Raw genomic sequence first — 15826 nt, forward strand, 5'->3', positions numbered from 1 at the left:
GCACAAACTTCCGTCGCCGCAATCTTTCACACCACCGACGCCCTCAGGTTCTCAAAACCTGTGTCGCGGGAGGCCGCGCTCACAACGACAGCGCTCGGATTTGGCGATCCGCGTCCTGCAACAGACAAAACGCCTCGTATTTGCGCTGGTGCAGCGCGGCAGACGCCGTGTTCGGCACTGTGATTTCCTGAATTGCAGACATCTGTGTCGCACCGCTTTGCAGATCCGGCGCACGACCAGAGGCCACCGCCCCCACAATCGCGCCACCCAGCAACACCGGCTCCTGCGTCCGGGGCAGGGCCACCTTCATCCCGGTGGCATCCGCCAGAATCCGGCGCAAGAGCGCGCTTTGCGCCGCCCCCCCGCTCACGACCAGCGTCTCGATCGGCAGACCTTTGTCCTTTTCCGCCTGAATGATCTGACGCGTGCCATAGCACAGGCCGCACAAACCGGCCACGTAGAGCTGCAACAAACTCGCTTCGGAGGCATCCAGCGTCAGCCCGCTGATCACGGCGGTCGCATTGGGATCGGCATAGGGCGCACGGTTGCCGAGAAACTCCGGCACGACATGCAAGCCCTGCGCCAGATCTGCGGCGGTCTCCACCGTCAGCCCCTCAGCCAAGACCCGGTGCTCGAGATACACCGGCAACGACTGAGACTCCTCCGCGGCCTTGCGCATCATGTCAGGATAAGCGGGATGCAGGCTGAGCAAATGATCGAGCGCCGCGCCATAGGCGGATTGTCCGCCCTCCAAAAGCCACCAGCCGGGGATCATCGCCCCATAATAGGGCCCCCAAACGCCATCGACAAAATTCGGATCACGAGACAAGGTCATCGCACAGGCAGAGGTGCCCATGATCAGCGCCATTTGGGTTTCCGGCGGCAGGTCTTCGCCATCAGGACCGCGACAGGCAAACGTGCCCACCCCACCACAATGCGCGTCGATCAACGAAGCGCCCACGGCGGTCCCCTGCGCCAATCCCAACTCGCCTGCAGCCTCGGCGGTCAGCCCCTGCGCGAGCGGCGTTGCAATATCGGCAATCTCCGTGCCGATGCGCCGGAACCCGTCGCGGGCGAGATCCGCAAGGCCGATGGCCTCGAAATAGCTCTCGTCCCAGCGCTTTTCATGCGCGAGATAGGTCCATTTGCACGTCACCGTACACACGGACCGCACGGTCGAGCCGGTGGCTTTCCACGACAAGAAATCGGCCAGATCAAAAAAATGTCCTGCCTGCTTATAGATATCGGCGCGGTTCTCTTTCAGCCAAAGCAACTTTGGCGTTTCCATCTCGGGGGAGATGCGCCCTCCCACATAGCGAAGGACCTCATGCCCGGTCTCATTGATCCGGCGGGCTTGCTCCGTGGCACGGTGATCCATCCAGACGACGACATTGCGCGCGGCGTCTTCCGAGGCTCCCACCGCAAGCGGTGTCCCTTGCGGATCGAGCACCACCAGAGAACAGGTGGCATCAAACCCAAGACCGACGACAGCGGAGGCATCGACACCGGACTGTTTCACCGCCTCGCGTGTGCAAAAACAGATCGCCTGCCAAATATCCTCGGAAGATTGTTCGACATGACCGCCGGCACTCTTCCAGATTTGGAGGTCCTTCTTTGCCACCCCCAAAAGCCGTCCGTCCGCATCGAACACCCCTGCGCGGGCGCTGCCGGTGCCCACATCAACCCCGATGAAATACTCGCTCATGCGTCAATTCCTTTCTTGCCTGTCACTGCACATCACCCCGCCGACTGCGGAGTGGGGCGCACCTGATGCGCCCCGACCCTCTCGCGCGCGCCTTGTGATGTGCCGGGCGCTTTAGCTTACAAACTCGCGGCCATCGGCGGCGGTGCCGCAGAAATTGACCTGAATGCCAAGCTCATGCGCCAGAGCGGCCCGCACGCGCATTGCCTCATCGGCCTTTGCGGCATCCGTGGCGTAGACGACCTGGATGTGGTTCGATTTGTGCCGCGCCATCATTTGGTCGCGGGACACACCGTAAAGCACGCTGTGCATCATCGGCCACGCATAGTCGGTCGAGGTCCAGCGGCGTTCCGTTTCCTCTTCGGGCAGGGAAATCGCCTTGCCGCGTCCGATGTCCATATGCAGCGCACCACCTTCGACGAAAATCCGGGACCAGATGATTTCACCCGGCTTGGCAATGCCGCGCAGCGTGCCGCCACCGAACGGGAAGAACATGGCCGGCTGACGCATCGAGGACGATCCCGCATAGCCACCTTCGTGGTGGGCCGCCGGAGCTGCGCCGGAGATTTCGAAGGTCCAGACATAGTCCTCCGTCGTCCCGGTCGGGTCGAAATCGCCCCAGCGAATGTCATGCAACGTGGTTTCGAGCGGCTGGCCCAAGGCGTTGTGAACGCGGTTGATCAAGAGCGCGTCAAGCCCGGCACATTCATCCACCTCATTGAAATGCACAATCGGCGCGCCATCCCGGATGATCTCGCCTTTTGCGCCTTTGACCGGAGGCCGTTCGGCATTGTTCAGAAGCCCCTCGACAAGATCGGACGCAGGCAACAGGTCTTTGAGCCCCTGTTGATACTGAATGCCGACGGTTTCACATCCGTAGCTCTCCGCCATGCGCACCACGGCGATATACATCTTACACTGGACCAGCACCTGCTCAGGGGTGAGATCTTCGGCGCCGTTGTCACCGAAATGGAAGGTCAGGCCCTTTTCGACCAGCCAGTCGAACACCTCTTGCGCCTCGACGTCAGACACCTGCGTCGTTTCGAAATAGAGAGCAGATTGCGACAGACGCTCTTTGAAGACCCCCAGCGGGAAGAGCAATTCATCGGGGATAATGGCGTTGTACATGCCCATACATCCCTCGTCGAAGACCCCCATGATCGACCGCCGGTGGCGCAGGTCCTCTGCAATGGCCTTGGCCTGAGACAGGGTGTCTTGCGCCGCACTCGGCCTGTAGGGGGCGACATGGGAGGTGTCGTGGCTCACCTCGCCATCGCGCAGCCATTGCGCGAGACGGCTCAGGAACCATTCGTCTTTGAAATCAACAGTCCAAAGCGAGGAATATTTCACATTTGCCTTGGTCATGGAGCCGTTCAGGTTGAGAAGCCCAACAAGACCCGGCCAGGTCGGCGACCAGTTGCCAACCGTCAAAATCGGGCCTTCATGCGCCATCAGCCCCGGCAGCACATGAAGCGAATATTGCCACACGGCCTCGGCAACGATCAGCGGCGCCTTGCGGTCGATGTGTTCGAAAACATCAAGGCCTTCTTTCTGGCTGGCGATAAATCCGTGACCGAGGTGCTCTTTAAACGGATGCGCGCGCTCCACCTGCCCGCCCAGACGTTCGATTTCTGCGGTCAGTTGGGTTTCCAGTTCCTGTTGCGCGGGCCAACATTTGACATTTGCACTTTCGCGCAGATCGCCGCTTGCAACGAGATACACCTTTTGGGACGAGCTCATATGCCTACCTTCATGAATGATTGTGAGAGTGTTCTCGCGGATGAGAGAGGATTCAGCGATGCATCCTGCGAGAGAGAAAAGCCGCAAAACGTTTGAGATGCGGCTTTTCTTTTATGTTCGGTCGCCTGTTACTGGCCGACTTCGGTCATGAGAATGTCAACGATCTCATCACCGGCGCGTTCGCGCACGAGGTCCGCAACGCCCTCTGTTTGCTCGCGGAATTGCTGCATTTCTTCCTCGGACAGATCCACGATCGTCATATGCTCCGAAAGCTGCGCACGCTGGCTTTCCTCAAGCTGCGCCTGCAATTCCCATTGGAAATCGGTCGCGTCCTTAAAGCTGTCGTCCACAACTTTCTGAAGATCTTCGGGCAGGGATTCATACCAGTCCTTGCTGATCATCGAGATGTTCGCGAGGAAGATATGGTTCGTGTTGGTCAGATAGCCCTGCACTTCGTAGAAGCGCTGAGAGAGGATGTGACCATAGGGGTTTTCCTGCCCGTCCACGACGCCCTGCTGGAGCGCACCGTAGAGTTCAGGGAAGGAAATCGGCGTCGGAGCGGCGCCCAGATCGGACCAGATTTTCACGTGCACCGGATTTTCCTGAACCCGGATGCGCAGACCGGCTTCCGCGATATCAGCCGGGGTATGCACTTCGGTGTCCGCCGTCGTGAGGTTGCGGAAGCCACCGTTCATGATGCCTTCGTAGCGCAGACCTTTTTTGTCGAGCGCCTCAGAAATCGCCTCGGCAAGCGCACCGTCATTGACGAGCGCACGACGCGCTTCGCTATCGCTGGGCATCACGTAGGGGATGTCGAACACGGACAGTTCGGGAATGAACTGGGTCGCGCCAGAGGTGGACATGGGACCGAACTGGATGTCGCCAAACAGGGTCGCTTCCATGATTTCACGGTCGCCGCCAAGCGCACCGCCGCCTTGGTCGAGCACTTCGATCCGACCTTCGGAACGTTCTTCGATCAGCGATTTCAGCTCAAGGAACGCCTGATAGATCGGGTGCTCTTTATCCGACAGCGTATGCGCCATGATCATCGTATAATCCGCAGCCCACGCCGGGCTGGTGAAGGTGGCCGCCGCAACGGCCGCTCCGGAAAGCAGTTTCTTGACGTAGTTCATAAGGTCTCCTCCTTTGATATGAGATCGTCAATTCGAGAAAAGGACAGCTGGCGAGATCAGTTCATCACCCCAACGAGCCACAGTGAGAGTCCGGGGACATAAGTGATGAGCGCGAGGCCGATCAAAAGCAGCGTCAGGGGGATGGGCAGCCCCTTGCAGATATCGACCACCGAGACTTTCGTGAGCCCCGTCGCGACAAAGATGTTGGCCCCGATCGGCGGTGTCACGAACCCGATTGCGAGGTTGGTCGTCATGATGAGACCGAAGTGCAACGGATCGATACCATAGGGCGCAAGGATCGGCAGAAGGATCGGCGTCAGCACGATGATCGCCGACAAGGTTTCCAGAAACATCCCGACGACCAGCAGCATCAAGTTGATCAAAAGCAACAGCATCAAGGGTTCGCTAACGACACCATTGATCATCTCCCCGATCATGCTCGGCACACGCAGCAGGTTGAAAACCCGCCCCAGGGCCGCACCTGTCGCCGTGATCACGAGGATCGGCGCGATGATCAATGTCGTTTTGCCAATGGTGTTGAACAACTGAACAAAGGTCATTTCACGGAAGATAAAGATCGAGACGATGGTGCTGTAAGCCACCGCAATGGCAGCGGCCTCTGTCGGCGTGAAAGTGCCGGAATAGATCCCGCCCAGAACCACAACCGGCGCCATCAACGCCCAGAAGCTCTCACGGAATGCCCTCCCAATCGACACCTGACCCGCCGTCGTCGTGATTTTGTCTTTGTGCTTCGTTCCATACCAGAAGGCATAGCCCGAAAGCAGCGTACCAATGGTCAGTGCCGGGAAAATGCCCGCCATGAACAGCTGGCTCACCGAAACATTGGCCGCCATGCCGTAGATGATCATCGGAATGCTCGGCGGCACGATGACACCCAGCGTCCCTGCCGTCGTCACCAACACCGTCGAGAAGCGTTTGTCATAGCCATTCTTGGTCAGCAAAGGGATCGCCATCGCACCGATCGCGGCCACGGTTGCCGGCGAGGACCCGGAAATCGCGCCGAACAACATACAGGCGACCACGGTCGAGACCGCCAGACCGCCATTCATCCGGCCAAGCAGCGCATCTGCAAAGCTGAACAAACGGCGCGCAAGACCACCCGTCGTCATGATGTCGCCAGCCACCATAAAGAGCGGCACCGCGAGCAGCGGGAAGGAATCGATCGACGTCGTGATCGTCCGAATAACCTGACTGGGGTTGATCGGTGCCCCGAGCCAGCCGGGGACAAAGGCCGCCAGCCCGAGAGACATGGCGATAGGAACCGTCACCAACAACAGGATGACAAAAGAGGCCAGAGCAAAAACCGGATACATCACATCACCTCTGTGTTGGTTTCATCGTGATCATCGGACGGGGTCGGCTTGATCAGCAAAAGATAGATCGCCTGCAACGTCCGAAGGGCGGTCGCGGCCATGCCCACCGGCAAGGCAAGATACACCAGCCACATGGGCAGGTTCAGCGTCGGCGACAGCTGCCCGATGGACCTGACGCGTTCCACAAAGGGGACGCCGTAGTAGAGCGCCGTGATGCAAAAGGCGAGCACGCCAAGATGCGAAACTAGGGTGAAAAACGTAATGGAACGCTTGCCGAACATCACGGGTGCGAAATCGACGATGATGTGTCGGGATTCTCTCACGGCATAGCTGCTGCCGATCATGGTGCACCAGACCAGCAAAAAGCGGGAAAGCTCCTCGGCCCATACCAAAGGACTGGCCAGGAAATAGCGCATGAAAACCTGCGCGATCAACGTGATCGAGATCGTCACAAGGATCACCGTCAACAAGGATCTCTCAAGGTTGCGATCCAGATATCTGACAAACTTCACAGTCAGTCCTCCCTTCGTACTCTTGCCACCTGCCCGCAGGGTCTACGGGCAAGTGAAGCGCCTCCCTTACCGTTCTCAGAGAAGGTTCTTCGGCGTTTTGCCCGCCAGAACGTCCAGAACAGCCTGTGCTGTGATCAGGCCAACGCCGTGATAGGTCTCATAGGTCTCGGCGGCGGTATGCGGCGTGGTCAGGATGTTGGGGATTGAGAACAGCGGATTGTCGACAGAGGTCGGTTCGGTCTCATAGACATCAATCGCGGCGGCGCGCAGTTTGCCACCGGTCAGCGCCTCGGCCAGCGCCGCCTCATCCACCAAAGCGCCACGCGCGGTATTGATGAAATAGGCCCCGTCTTTCATCTTCGCGAAAGTCTCCGCATTCATGAAATGATGGGTTTCCTTCAGGCTTGGCAGCATCATGCACAGCACATCGGCCTCTGCGACAACCGTATCCGCATCCACCATCGTGACGCCCAGCTTTTCTGCCGCTGCCATATTCGGAAACTTGTCATAGGCCATGACGTCTACATCAAAGCCCTGAAGCTTCTTCGCGATGCTTTGCGCAATATTGCCGAACCCAAGGATCCCGATCTTGCGATTGATGATCTCATCGCCCACGAAACGATCCCATTTGCCTTCACGCGTCGACGCATGAAGCTGGGGCACGCTGCGCATCGCAGAGATGATAAGACCGACGGTCAGTTCCGCCACGGCGTTGGAATTTCCACCTGCCGCATTGGTCACGGAAATCCCGTATTTGCGCGCGGTTTCGATGTCGATGTTGTCCACACCGACCCCAAAACGCGCGATGGCTTTGAGGTTCGGAGCGATTTTAAACACATCCTCATTCCAATCATCGACACCGGCCACAACGGCATCGACATCGGCGACGCGGTCTTTGAGCTCGTCAAATGTCATCGGACGGCCAAAGTCATTCTCGATGACGTCGCAGCCATTCTCGAGCAAGAGGGCCTTCGCCTCCTTGCAGAGCTCCGAATAGTTCGTTGCGGTCACGAGGACTCGATAGGTCATGAGATTTCCTCCGTTAGAGTTCAATGCCAAGCATGTCAGCAACCTGATCGCCCAATGCGAGGGTGCGCGTGACAGTGTGCGGGAAATGGCCCTGATAGTATCCACCAATCGGGCGGGTGCGGCTCAGATCCGTGGTGAAATTGCCAATGCGCTTTTGATAGTCTTTGGCACAAACCGGATAGTCCAGATATTCGAGCATAGCCGCAGATGACAGATAATCCGACAAAGTCTGCGCCTTTTCCGGCTCTTTGTCCCAATTCTCGACCAACCACACCCACAGACGCGGGTGGAAATTGGCCATGACACCGCTATAGCCATGGCAGCCCGCCTTCAGGCTTTCCAAAACCGTCTGGCCATTGGCGTTCATGATCCGGAGTTGACTGCCCTGCACCAGCTTGGCCCGGCGGCGCAGCATCTCAGGGTCGCAGCAGGTATCCTTGAGAAAGCTGAAACGCCCGGAGTCAGCGCACCATTTGACCGCCTCATCGGACAAAAGACGCTTGTACGGATAGGGGCACTCATAAAGTCCCGCACTCACCGTCTCGGGGATATGTGCCGTGATATCCGCGAGGCGGCGCAAGAACACATCATCGCCCTCATCCTGCGATGCAAGACGGTTGCTGATCAGGATCAGACTTTCGATCCCGGTTTCGGCATGGGCCTGAATCTGTTCGATCTGACGGCTCGCAGATCCAGCGGTGTGGCCGGAAGAAATCACCGGAACACGCCCTGCGGTGTAATCGACCACGAACTGCGTCAATTTGAGAGATTCGGCCGCATCGAGAAAGAACATTTCGCTGGACTGGCAATTGGCAAAAAGCCCCTGCACGCCAGCGTCGATATACCAGTCGATCAACCGCTCCAAAGAGGCCCAATCGATTTCGTAATTCTCGGTGAATGGCGTCAGCATGACGGGCCAGACCCCATATTGCGAGCCAATTTTGGCTTTGTCAGAATTCTGCATGACCCATCCTCTTCTTATCAGTCTCCAGCCAACAGTTCGCGCCCATATTCAAGAGGAGCGGCATGGAACTGCGCTGCTTTGCCGTGAAATGCCTACGCACAGGTCGCAGGCACAAATTGGGGGTGTGTCCTCGCAGAGCCAGAGAATCTTCTCCTGCACCTGCGTGATCTCCTCCCAAAGAATCTCTTTGCTAATTCGAGTTAGCATGGCGACACTAATGTGACATATCCGGCAGATCAAGTTGTTTTAAATGAGCTGCCGGACAGATTTCTACGCGTTCAGACTCTGCCCTGTCGGTTAAAGCGCTGCGATCCGGGCGCGGAAACTCTCGGTGCCGCGCTCGATATGTTCCAGCGTCGGGACCAGCGCCCAGAACCGCTCTTCGATATCGAAATTGGCGGCCCGGCTCGAAATGCCGTCAAATGTGCCGAGACGCTGGTGATACAGCTTGGCAAGCTTGGGATAACCCATCGGTTCGGTCTGGGCCGCGAGCGCGAGGAAAATCGTCAGGTCTTCGGCCAGTTCCGGATGGGCCTCCCCCTCGGCCATCAGCCAGCGGTAGAGGTCCGGGTGGAAATTGGTGAACACCCCCGAGAACCCGCGCGCGCCAGCTTTCATCGCCGCACCCGCAATCGCCGCATTGGCGTTGACGATGCGCAGCGGCGTGCCCTCGGTCAGCGCCACCCGGCGCGTCACAGTCGGCAGATCGCAGGACACATCCTTGAGCACACCAAACCGTCCGGTCCCGGCGCAATAGGCCAGTTCTTCGTCGCTCAGCAAACGGCGGAACGGCGCGGGGCATTCGTAAAGCCCCAGCGGCAAGTCTTCCGGCAAGCGCTCCAGAAGCCAATCGAGATCGTCCTGCCAGGACGCCTCGCCAAGCCCGAGTCGGTTGGTCACAAGAACCATCCCGTCCATGCCGGTCGCCGCGATGGCCTTCAACTCTTCGAGCTGGGCCTCCATGTCGTCGCTGACATGGCCCGATGCGATCACCGGCACCCTGCCCCGCACAGCCTTCAGCGTCAGCTCGGCCAGCTGCACCCGCTCAGCGAGCGACAGATGTTGCATTTCACTGGACTGACACACCGCGAACAAGGCGTCGACCCCGTGGTCGATGTACCAATCGACAAGCCGCGTCAGCCCCTCGGCATCGATCTCGCCAGTGTCGAGAAAGGGGGTGATCATGACGGGGATAATCCCCGAGAAAGAACGTGTCATACCGAAGCTCCAAACAGCTGAGAGATGGCGAAAGAGGGATGCAGCCCGTCGATGTCACCCGACAGGCCAGAGAAAGGCGCGATCGTGCATCGCGTGGTCACGCCCGGAACCTGCAGCTCACGGGGGTGCTGAACCAGAAGGGCTTTGACGCTACGCATCCAAGCTCTCCTGTTCGAATGTCGCCGCATCGAGCGCGGCAGCATCGGGAATGGACTGTTGACTGCCCCGTGTGAGGCAGGTGAGCGCGCCCGCCCGCACCGCGCGTTCCATGGCCGCCCCGATAGGCTGGCCCGCATCGAGGGCGGCGGCGAGAAAGCCGATAAACGTGTCCCCGGCCGCTGTCGTATCAACAGGCCGGATGGAGGGCGCCGCCGCGGTCACAAGCACACCGGAGGTCATGGGGCCGCAACATTCCGCTCCTGCGCCCCCAAGGGTGCGCAAAACAGCGGTCCCAAGCGCCTCCGACAGGGCCTCCGCCGTTGCCCTACACCCGAGTTGCAAACTGAGTTCCGTGGCTTCGCCTTCGTTCACCACCAGAAGCGTGAGTTTTTCGAGGCTGGCGCGGGGAAAAGGCGCGGCAGGTGCGAGGTTGAGCATGACCTTTTGGCCAGAGGCCGTGGCGCTGTTGATCGCCTGAACGAGACTTTCAACCGGCACTTCCATCTGAAGCAACAGCCAACCATCCTGATCCGCATCCGACATGGTCACGTGATCATTGGCCCCGGCAGCGATCAGAATGCGATTGTCGCCACCCGGCTCCACGAGGACGATGGCCGTTCCCGTGGGCTGATCTTCGATACGTGCAACACCGGACAGATCGACCCCGGACGCAACGAGCCCCGAGAGGGCCTCTGTCGCCGCCGCGTCCTGGCCGACAGCACCGATCATGCGCACATTCGCACCGGCACGCGCCGCCGCGACGGCCTGATTGGCGCCTTTGCCGCCCGGCATCGTCTGCAATGCGGTCATCCTGAGAGTCTCACCTTCGTCCGGCAGACGAGGCACCCTGCACAACAGGTCAAGATTGATCGAGCCGAAAACCGTGAGCATAGTTGTCTCCTCCTATGTAAGCGCTTACATATCTGCCCAATATGGGTCAACCGCTTTCTTCCACCGGACATCGAAACCTGACATACTCATCTGACTGGAGGACCCGTGCAAAACGACGACACACAACCAAAACGCCGCCGCAACAGGTCGCGCAAAACAGGCGCAAGTCTCAGTCAGGTCGCGGAAAAAGCCGGCGTCTCCACTGCGACAGTCAGCCGCGCCTTCAATGACCCGGAGCGCGTGAGCGAAACCGTGAGGACACGTATCTTCGCGGCAGCCGAGCTTTTGAACTGGGTGCCGAGCGCCGCCGGGCGGGCTCTGGCGACCAACAGGACGCGAATCCTCGGCGCGATCATCCCGACGCTCGACAACGAAATCTTCGCCCGTCAGGTGTTGGGGATGCAAGATGTCCTCACCCAGCACGGATACAGGCTCTTTCTCGGCTGTTCGCGGTACTCCGGCGAGGACGCTTTGGCTGAGGTCGGCGCCATGCTGCAACATGGTGTCGAGGGCCTGATGCTCGTGGGCGAAGACTATCCCGACATGCTTTTTCAACAGCTCAAAGTCCACAAGACGCCCTATGTTCTGAGCTACATCTACGGCTCTGATCTGCCGCATCCCTGTATCGGATTTCGCCACGACGAAATTTTCGCCGCATTGACTCGCGTTCATCTGGATGCCGGGCATCAAAAATTTGGCCTGATCTTTCAGCAGGTCGAGGGCAACACACGTGTCGCGGCACGTCTTGAGGGGGTAAAACTGGCCCTGTCAGAGGCCGGTATCGCCCTTGACCCGGACCGCATCCTGATCGGCGATGGCAGCCTCAAACACGGTGCCGACAGCCTTGATGCTCTCATGCGCCTGCCCTTGACGGAACGCCCCACAGCCATCATCTGCGGCAACGACACACAGGCGATTGGCGCCCTGTCCCGCGCGCGGGAACTGGGCCTCAAGGTGCCCGAAGATTTCTCAATCAGCGGCTTCGACAACACAGCGATGTCCGAAATGACCTCGCCACCATTGTCCACCGCGGAAATCGACAACTACGTCATTGGCGTGGAGGCCGCGCATCAGATTCTGCAACGGCTCAAGCTGAATGACCTCAGCATTTCACACAGCCTCGTGGAGCCTCGGCTGGTGCTCAGACAATCCATCGCCGCCCCGCCCCGACACTCTGACCCAGAACACATGATTTCTGCCTAAGAACGCCCACATCGGCGGGGCGTCGAGAATTCTGACGGGCCCGCCGCGCAGGCCCGCCATGTTTCATTGACCGAAAAGGTCGAGCAACCCTTCGGTCAATGCCCCGCGCCAGACCAGATAGTCATGCCCGCCCGCATATTCGCGATAGGTCACATCCTTTCCCTGCAATGTCAGAATGTCACGCAGATGCCGCGTGGTTTCGAGGATGGAAACGGTTCCGGGTGTGCGCCCGGTCTCGTAAAGTCCGGCAGACATCCAAAGCCGAACCTCCGGCGCCTTGTCCATCCAAAGCTGTGACATGTACGGGCGCCCCTGCCCGTCATAGCCCTCCGGAGCCCACCAGAAACTGCCGGACAGAACGATGCCGTTGCCGAAAACATCCGGGTGACGATGGGCGATATAAGCGGTCGCAAGCCCGCCATAGGACGACCCCGCCAGAACACGCTGCGCCGCATCCGGGGCAATGCCGAGCGCGGCTTCGATCTGTGACATCCAATCTCCCGCGAGAAGATCCGCAAACTCGGGGTTACAGGTCAGATCGACACCCCGCTGATCACCATCCACCGGGTCGATCAGCGCAACAACGACCTGTGGCAGGCGACCCTCTGCGATCAGCCGGTCCAGCATACGGGGGATCGGCGCACGGTCGGTCTGATAGCTTGGCCCATCGAACAGCACCAAAAGCACCGTGTCGGTGCGGTCGGGATCGAAATGCGCCGGCGTGTAGTAATCCACCCGCCGATTTTCCCCGTCCGGCGTTGTAAGCACCGAGGATCGGAGGGCGCCTGCGGGCGCATTCGGGTCTGTCACCTCCGAAAGACCGGGCTGAACCGGTGCTTTGGAACCTTCGACCATGGAGCGCTGCGCGAATCTATCGGGCGCTTGCGAAAAGACCGGATATTTGTTCAGCGGATCGGCTTGAAGCGTGGCCAGTAAGGCAACCCGGTTTTCCCGTGCGCTGCCTTCGAATTGGGGAACATCGGGGGCAAACCCGTAGGACAGCCGCGCGGTCACGGGCATTTCGAACGAGGCATACCAAACATCGCTTTGCCCCAGCCGCGTCAACCAGGTGTGATCATACGTCGGCCCACCCCAAAGGCGAACATTGTGTTGCGTGCCCCGCCACAGAAAGGTGGCGATGACATACCCGTCCCGAGAAGACGGTTCGATCATCGGCGTGCCATCGCGGGCGCGATCTGCCCAGAACGCCTCTGTTCCCCCGCCCTCCGCGATCTGATCGTTGAGCCGAGTCAAAGTGGGGCTGAGAAAGCTCGGCGCAGGTCCGGACATCTCCTCGGGAGAGACGCTGCGTTCGATGCCCCATGTGATCTGAGTTGCTTCTGAGCCTTCGTTGCGGATCATGAAATAATCTCCGTCCTGCACGATGACATGAACCTGTGGCGCGCCCAAAGCATTGTCCAGAAGCTGGCGCAGCGGCGTGCCATCCGCGTCGACAAGGGTCAGGTCAATTGGCTGTGTCTCACTGTGCAGCCGCAGCCGCAAATAGGTTCCTGCCGCGGCTTGCGAGTATAGGGCCTGACTTTCTCCCGCAGCAATTTGCAGGATTTGGCTGTCCGAAACAGACCCGAGATTTTCGGCGTTGGCGGGGGGGCAAAAGCCAATCCCGGCGCTCAGTAAGAGCGTCGGGATGACCGCCTGATATGGCTTAGAGGTCATGTTTACCACTCATATGTCAGCGTTGCCGCCCAGTTGCGCCCCTCTCCGAGCCAGCAATACTCGCGGACACAGGACGTGACATAGCGTTCATCCGTCAGGTTCTGCACACTCAGCTTCGCCTTGACCCCTTGGGCCGAGGGGATCAGCTTGCCCATATCCGCAGAAACCCCCGCATCAAAGAGCGTATAGGACGGCACTTTGAAGTCATTCGACGAGGAGTTCCAACTCGATCCCACGTAACGAATGCCAAAGGAGGTATCGATCGCATCCGTCAGCCCGTATTTCACCCAAAGCGAGGCATTCTGATCCGGCACAGCGGAAAAGTTGTTCCCTTTATTCTCGCCGGTTTCATAATAGCCGTCGTTATAGCCATAGGCCGCGATGAGGGAGAGACGCTCATTGACCTCGGCCTGTGCCTCGATCTCGACACCCTTGGAGCGCACGGAACCGATCTGATCCGTATAGGTCTCACCCTCTTCGGTGTAACTTTCGAGGATGTTCTTTTTCTGAATGTCGAACAGGGCAGCTGAGACAAACATCCGGCCATCGACAGATTGCCATTTGGCCCCAAGCTCCCATTGGCGCGCGGTTGTCGGGTCGTAGACATTGCCGTCATCGTCGGTATCCGTCACCGGCTCGAAAGAGGTGGAGTAGCTCAGATAGGTCGTTAGCCCATTGCCGAACCCGTAGGACACGCCGAGACGCCCGGTCAGTGCCTCTGCGTCATAGGTTTCCGCAGCAGAGGTTTCCGTCCAGTCATAGCGAAGGCCCGCAAGGAAATCCCAGTTGCGATAGCTCACATGATCCTGAACGAACAGGCCGGTCTGGGTCAGTTCTGTGTCCGTTACGCTGTTAGAGGCGTCAAGGGAAACCGCCTCGATCTCCGCCAAGGTGGGCGATGTGCCATCCGCGAAATTATAGGTAAACACGACACCGGACCGGTCATAAGTCCCGGTGGTCTTCCTTTTCAAAACATCCATGCCGACCGCAATGTCATGCTCCAACGCGCCGGTCATCACAGTCCCGCTCAGGGCAGCTTTCCCGGTTAGGCTTTCGCGTTCAGAGACATCGCGGAATACATACAGATCGTAGTTGCCCGCATCATCACCCGAGGAGGACCACAGACCCACCTGGCTTTGATCCATGTCGATCTGACTCCAGTTCAAGCTATGCTTGAGGGTCCAGCCGTTCCCGAAAGTATGATCCAATTCATACCCCAGCGATTTGGTGGTGCGCTCCACGTAATCGTAGTCCGGGGCATAGGATTGGAAATCCTCATCAATCCAGATGCCGTTTGACGTTTGGATCAAAGTGCCAGCTTTGGGCATGAACCCGCGCTGACCGGCCTCGGGTTCGTCCTGATACAGTGCTTTGAACGTGAGCGTGGTGTCCTCAGACAGCTCCCAACGCAGCGTTGGCGCGAAAAGGTAGCGGCTCTGGTCGAACTCCTCTTGCAGGTTTTTCTGCCAGGCCGATGTCACCAGGCGATACGACAGGGAACCGTCCTCACTCAGATCGCCCTGAAAATCGCCATTCACACGCCGATAGTCATCGGAGCCGAATTCAAACTGAAGTTCATTGCCCTGCTCCTGCGTCGGTTGTTTGGATGACATGGCAACCATCCCGCCGGGGGTGGATTGACCACTCACCACGGAATTCGGACCTTTGACCACTTCGACACGGGAGAAATAATAGGGATCAATCTGGCCGCCAGAGCCAAAGGAGAGCCCATCGAGAGTTTTAGGCACAAAGGCCCGATCCCCAAAGCCACGCAGAACGATTTCGTCAGACAGGTTCGATGTGCCGCGATATTCGCCAAAGACCCCCGCCGTGTAGCGCAGCGCTTCGACCAGAGAGGTGGCCCCCTGATCCTCGATCTGCTCGGCACCGACAACAGAAACGGACACCGGGGTTTCTACACGCGACATGCCACCGATCGTCGCGGCAGAGGATGTATTGGCCACATAGCCCTCGACTTCACCATCACTCTCAAGACCCTCGCCTTCGACGTAGATCGGATCAAGGTGTATGATCTCCTGAGCCTGTGCCATTCCCGCAAGCGCAGTTGTCGCCATAAGGCCGATCCAGACACACGTCTGCTGCCGGCAACCACCGACTTTCTTCACTGTTTTCTTCATGTTTCATCCCCTGACGGACAGGCTTGATTTCACCTGAGTTTCCGTCGCGCGTATTCTTGAGCTTTTCACTCAGGTTTGATAACTTGCCTGAAACATGACGTCCATTCGCGGGGTCCGCGCCAGCGC

Annotated in this window: 13 protein-coding genes; 1 reads left to right on the plus strand and 12 read right to left on the minus strand. The window is 58.9% G+C overall.

From position 1 onward, the window contains the following. Positions 1-79: 79 nt before the first annotated feature. From ACN0X0_RS17500 to ACN0X0_RS17545, 10 genes are all read right to left on the minus strand, one after another. Positions 80-1705, minus strand: coding sequence for an FGGY-family carbohydrate kinase (locus ACN0X0_RS17500; protein WP_417280204.1), 1626 nt, complete (start codon positions 1703-1705; stop codon positions 80-82). A gap of 111 nt (positions 1706-1816) precedes the next feature. Beyond that, positions 1817-3442: a fucose isomerase gene (locus ACN0X0_RS17505; protein WP_417280205.1), complete on the minus strand. Its 1626-nt coding sequence runs from the start codon at positions 3440-3442 to the stop codon at positions 1817-1819. 128 nt (positions 3443-3570) lie between these two features. Then, positions 3571-4575: a TRAP transporter substrate-binding protein gene (locus ACN0X0_RS17510; protein WP_417280206.1), complete on the minus strand. Its 1005-nt coding sequence runs from the start codon at positions 4573-4575 to the stop codon at positions 3571-3573. 56 nt (positions 4576-4631) lie between these two features. Continuing rightward, positions 4632-5909: a TRAP transporter large permease gene (locus ACN0X0_RS17515; protein ID WP_417280207.1), complete on the minus strand. Its 1278-nt coding sequence runs from the start codon at positions 5907-5909 to the stop codon at positions 4632-4634. Next, a complete protein-coding gene (locus tag ACN0X0_RS17520; protein WP_417280208.1) occupies positions 5909-6421 on the minus strand; it encodes a TRAP transporter small permease in 513 nt (170 codons plus the stop codon). The genes ACN0X0_RS17515 and ACN0X0_RS17520 overlap by 1 nt, the downstream gene beginning before the upstream one ends. A 75-nt stretch (positions 6422-6496) precedes the next feature. Then, complete coding sequence (locus tag ACN0X0_RS17525; RefSeq protein ID WP_417280209.1) at positions 6497-7450, minus strand: phosphoglycerate dehydrogenase; 954 nt, start codon at positions 7448-7450, stop codon at positions 6497-6499. A gap of 13 nt (positions 7451-7463) precedes the next feature. Next, positions 7464-8414, minus strand: coding sequence for a dihydrodipicolinate synthase family protein (locus ACN0X0_RS17530; RefSeq protein WP_417280210.1), 951 nt, complete (start codon positions 8412-8414; stop codon positions 7464-7466). Positions 8415-8711: 297 nt separating this feature from the next. Continuing rightward, positions 8712-9632 carry a dihydrodipicolinate synthase family protein gene (locus ACN0X0_RS17535; protein ID WP_417280211.1) on the minus strand — a complete coding sequence of 307 codons (921 nt, stop codon included), beginning with the start codon at positions 9630-9632 and terminating at the stop codon, positions 8712-8714. Continuing rightward, positions 9629-9790, minus strand: a complete 162-nt coding sequence (locus ACN0X0_RS17540) for a hypothetical protein (RefSeq protein WP_417280212.1) — start codon at positions 9788-9790, stop codon at positions 9629-9631. Before ACN0X0_RS17540 ends, ACN0X0_RS17535 begins: the two co-directional genes overlap by 4 nt. Continuing rightward, the gene (locus ACN0X0_RS17545; protein WP_417280213.1) at positions 9783-10682 is read right to left on the minus strand and encodes a ribokinase; all 900 of its coding nucleotides are present in this window, start codon (positions 10680-10682) and stop codon (positions 9783-9785) included. Before ACN0X0_RS17545 ends, ACN0X0_RS17540 begins: the two co-directional genes overlap by 8 nt. A gap of 105 nt (positions 10683-10787) precedes the next feature. Here ACN0X0_RS17545 and ACN0X0_RS17550 point away from each other — a divergent pair, with 105 nt between their 5' ends. Then, positions 10788-11885, plus strand: coding sequence for a LacI family DNA-binding transcriptional regulator (locus ACN0X0_RS17550; RefSeq protein ID WP_417280214.1), 1098 nt, complete (start codon positions 10788-10790; stop codon positions 11883-11885). 63 nt (positions 11886-11948) lie between these two features. Here the strand turns inward: ACN0X0_RS17550 and ACN0X0_RS17555 are convergent, their stop codons facing one another. After that, complete coding sequence (locus tag ACN0X0_RS17555; protein WP_417280215.1) at positions 11949-13562, minus strand: enterochelin esterase domain-containing protein; 1614 nt, start codon at positions 13560-13562, stop codon at positions 11949-11951. Positions 13563-13564: 2 nt separating this feature from the next. Next, positions 13565-15637: a TonB-dependent siderophore receptor gene (locus ACN0X0_RS17560; RefSeq protein WP_417280216.1), complete on the minus strand. Its 2073-nt coding sequence runs from the start codon at positions 15635-15637 to the stop codon at positions 13565-13567. Between the last annotated feature and the right edge of the window lie 189 nt (positions 15638-15826).

This window comes from Celeribacter sp., from assembly GCF_048270365.1.
In the GTDB taxonomy this organism is placed as follows: Bacteria; Pseudomonadota; Alphaproteobacteria; order Rhodobacterales; family Rhodobacteraceae; genus Celeribacter.

Bases quoted from the DNA above. Each gene is read 5' to 3' on its own strand.
- ACN0X0_RS17555 (WP_417280215.1), bottom strand. From the start codon at position 13,562: ATGACCTCTAAGCCATATCAGGCGGTCATCCCGACGCTCTTACTGAGC.
- ACN0X0_RS17545 (WP_417280213.1), bottom strand. From the start codon at position 10,682: ATGCTCACGGTTTTCGGCTCGATCAATCTTGACCTGTTGTGCAGGGTG.
- ACN0X0_RS17515 (WP_417280207.1), bottom strand. From the start codon at position 5,909: ATGTATCCGGTTTTTGCTCTGGCCTCTTTTGTCATCCTGTTGTTGGTG.
- ACN0X0_RS17530 (WP_417280210.1), bottom strand. From the start codon at position 8,414: ATGCAGAATTCTGACAAAGCCAAAATTGGCTCGCAATATGGGGTCTGG.
- ACN0X0_RS17500 (WP_417280204.1), bottom strand. From the start codon at position 1,705: ATGAGCGAGTATTTCATCGGGGTTGATGTGGGCACCGGCAGCGCCCGC.
- ACN0X0_RS17525 (WP_417280209.1), bottom strand. From the start codon at position 7,450: ATGACCTATCGAGTCCTCGTGACCGCAACGAACTATTCGGAGCTCTGC.
- ACN0X0_RS17540 (WP_417280212.1), bottom strand. From the start codon at position 9,790: ATGCGTAGCGTCAAAGCCCTTCTGGTTCAGCACCCCCGTGAGCTGCAG.
- ACN0X0_RS17535 (WP_417280211.1), bottom strand. From the start codon at position 9,632: ATGACACGTTCTTTCTCGGGGATTATCCCCGTCATGATCACCCCCTTT.
- ACN0X0_RS17560 (WP_417280216.1), bottom strand. From the start codon at position 15,637: ATGGCGACAACTGCGCTTGCGGGAATGGCACAGGCTCAGGAGATCATA.
- ACN0X0_RS17505 (WP_417280205.1), bottom strand. From the start codon at position 3,442: ATGAGCTCGTCCCAAAAGGTGTATCTCGTTGCAAGCGGCGATCTGCGC.
- ACN0X0_RS17510 (WP_417280206.1), bottom strand. From the start codon at position 4,575: ATGAACTACGTCAAGAAACTGCTTTCCGGAGCGGCCGTTGCGGCGGCC.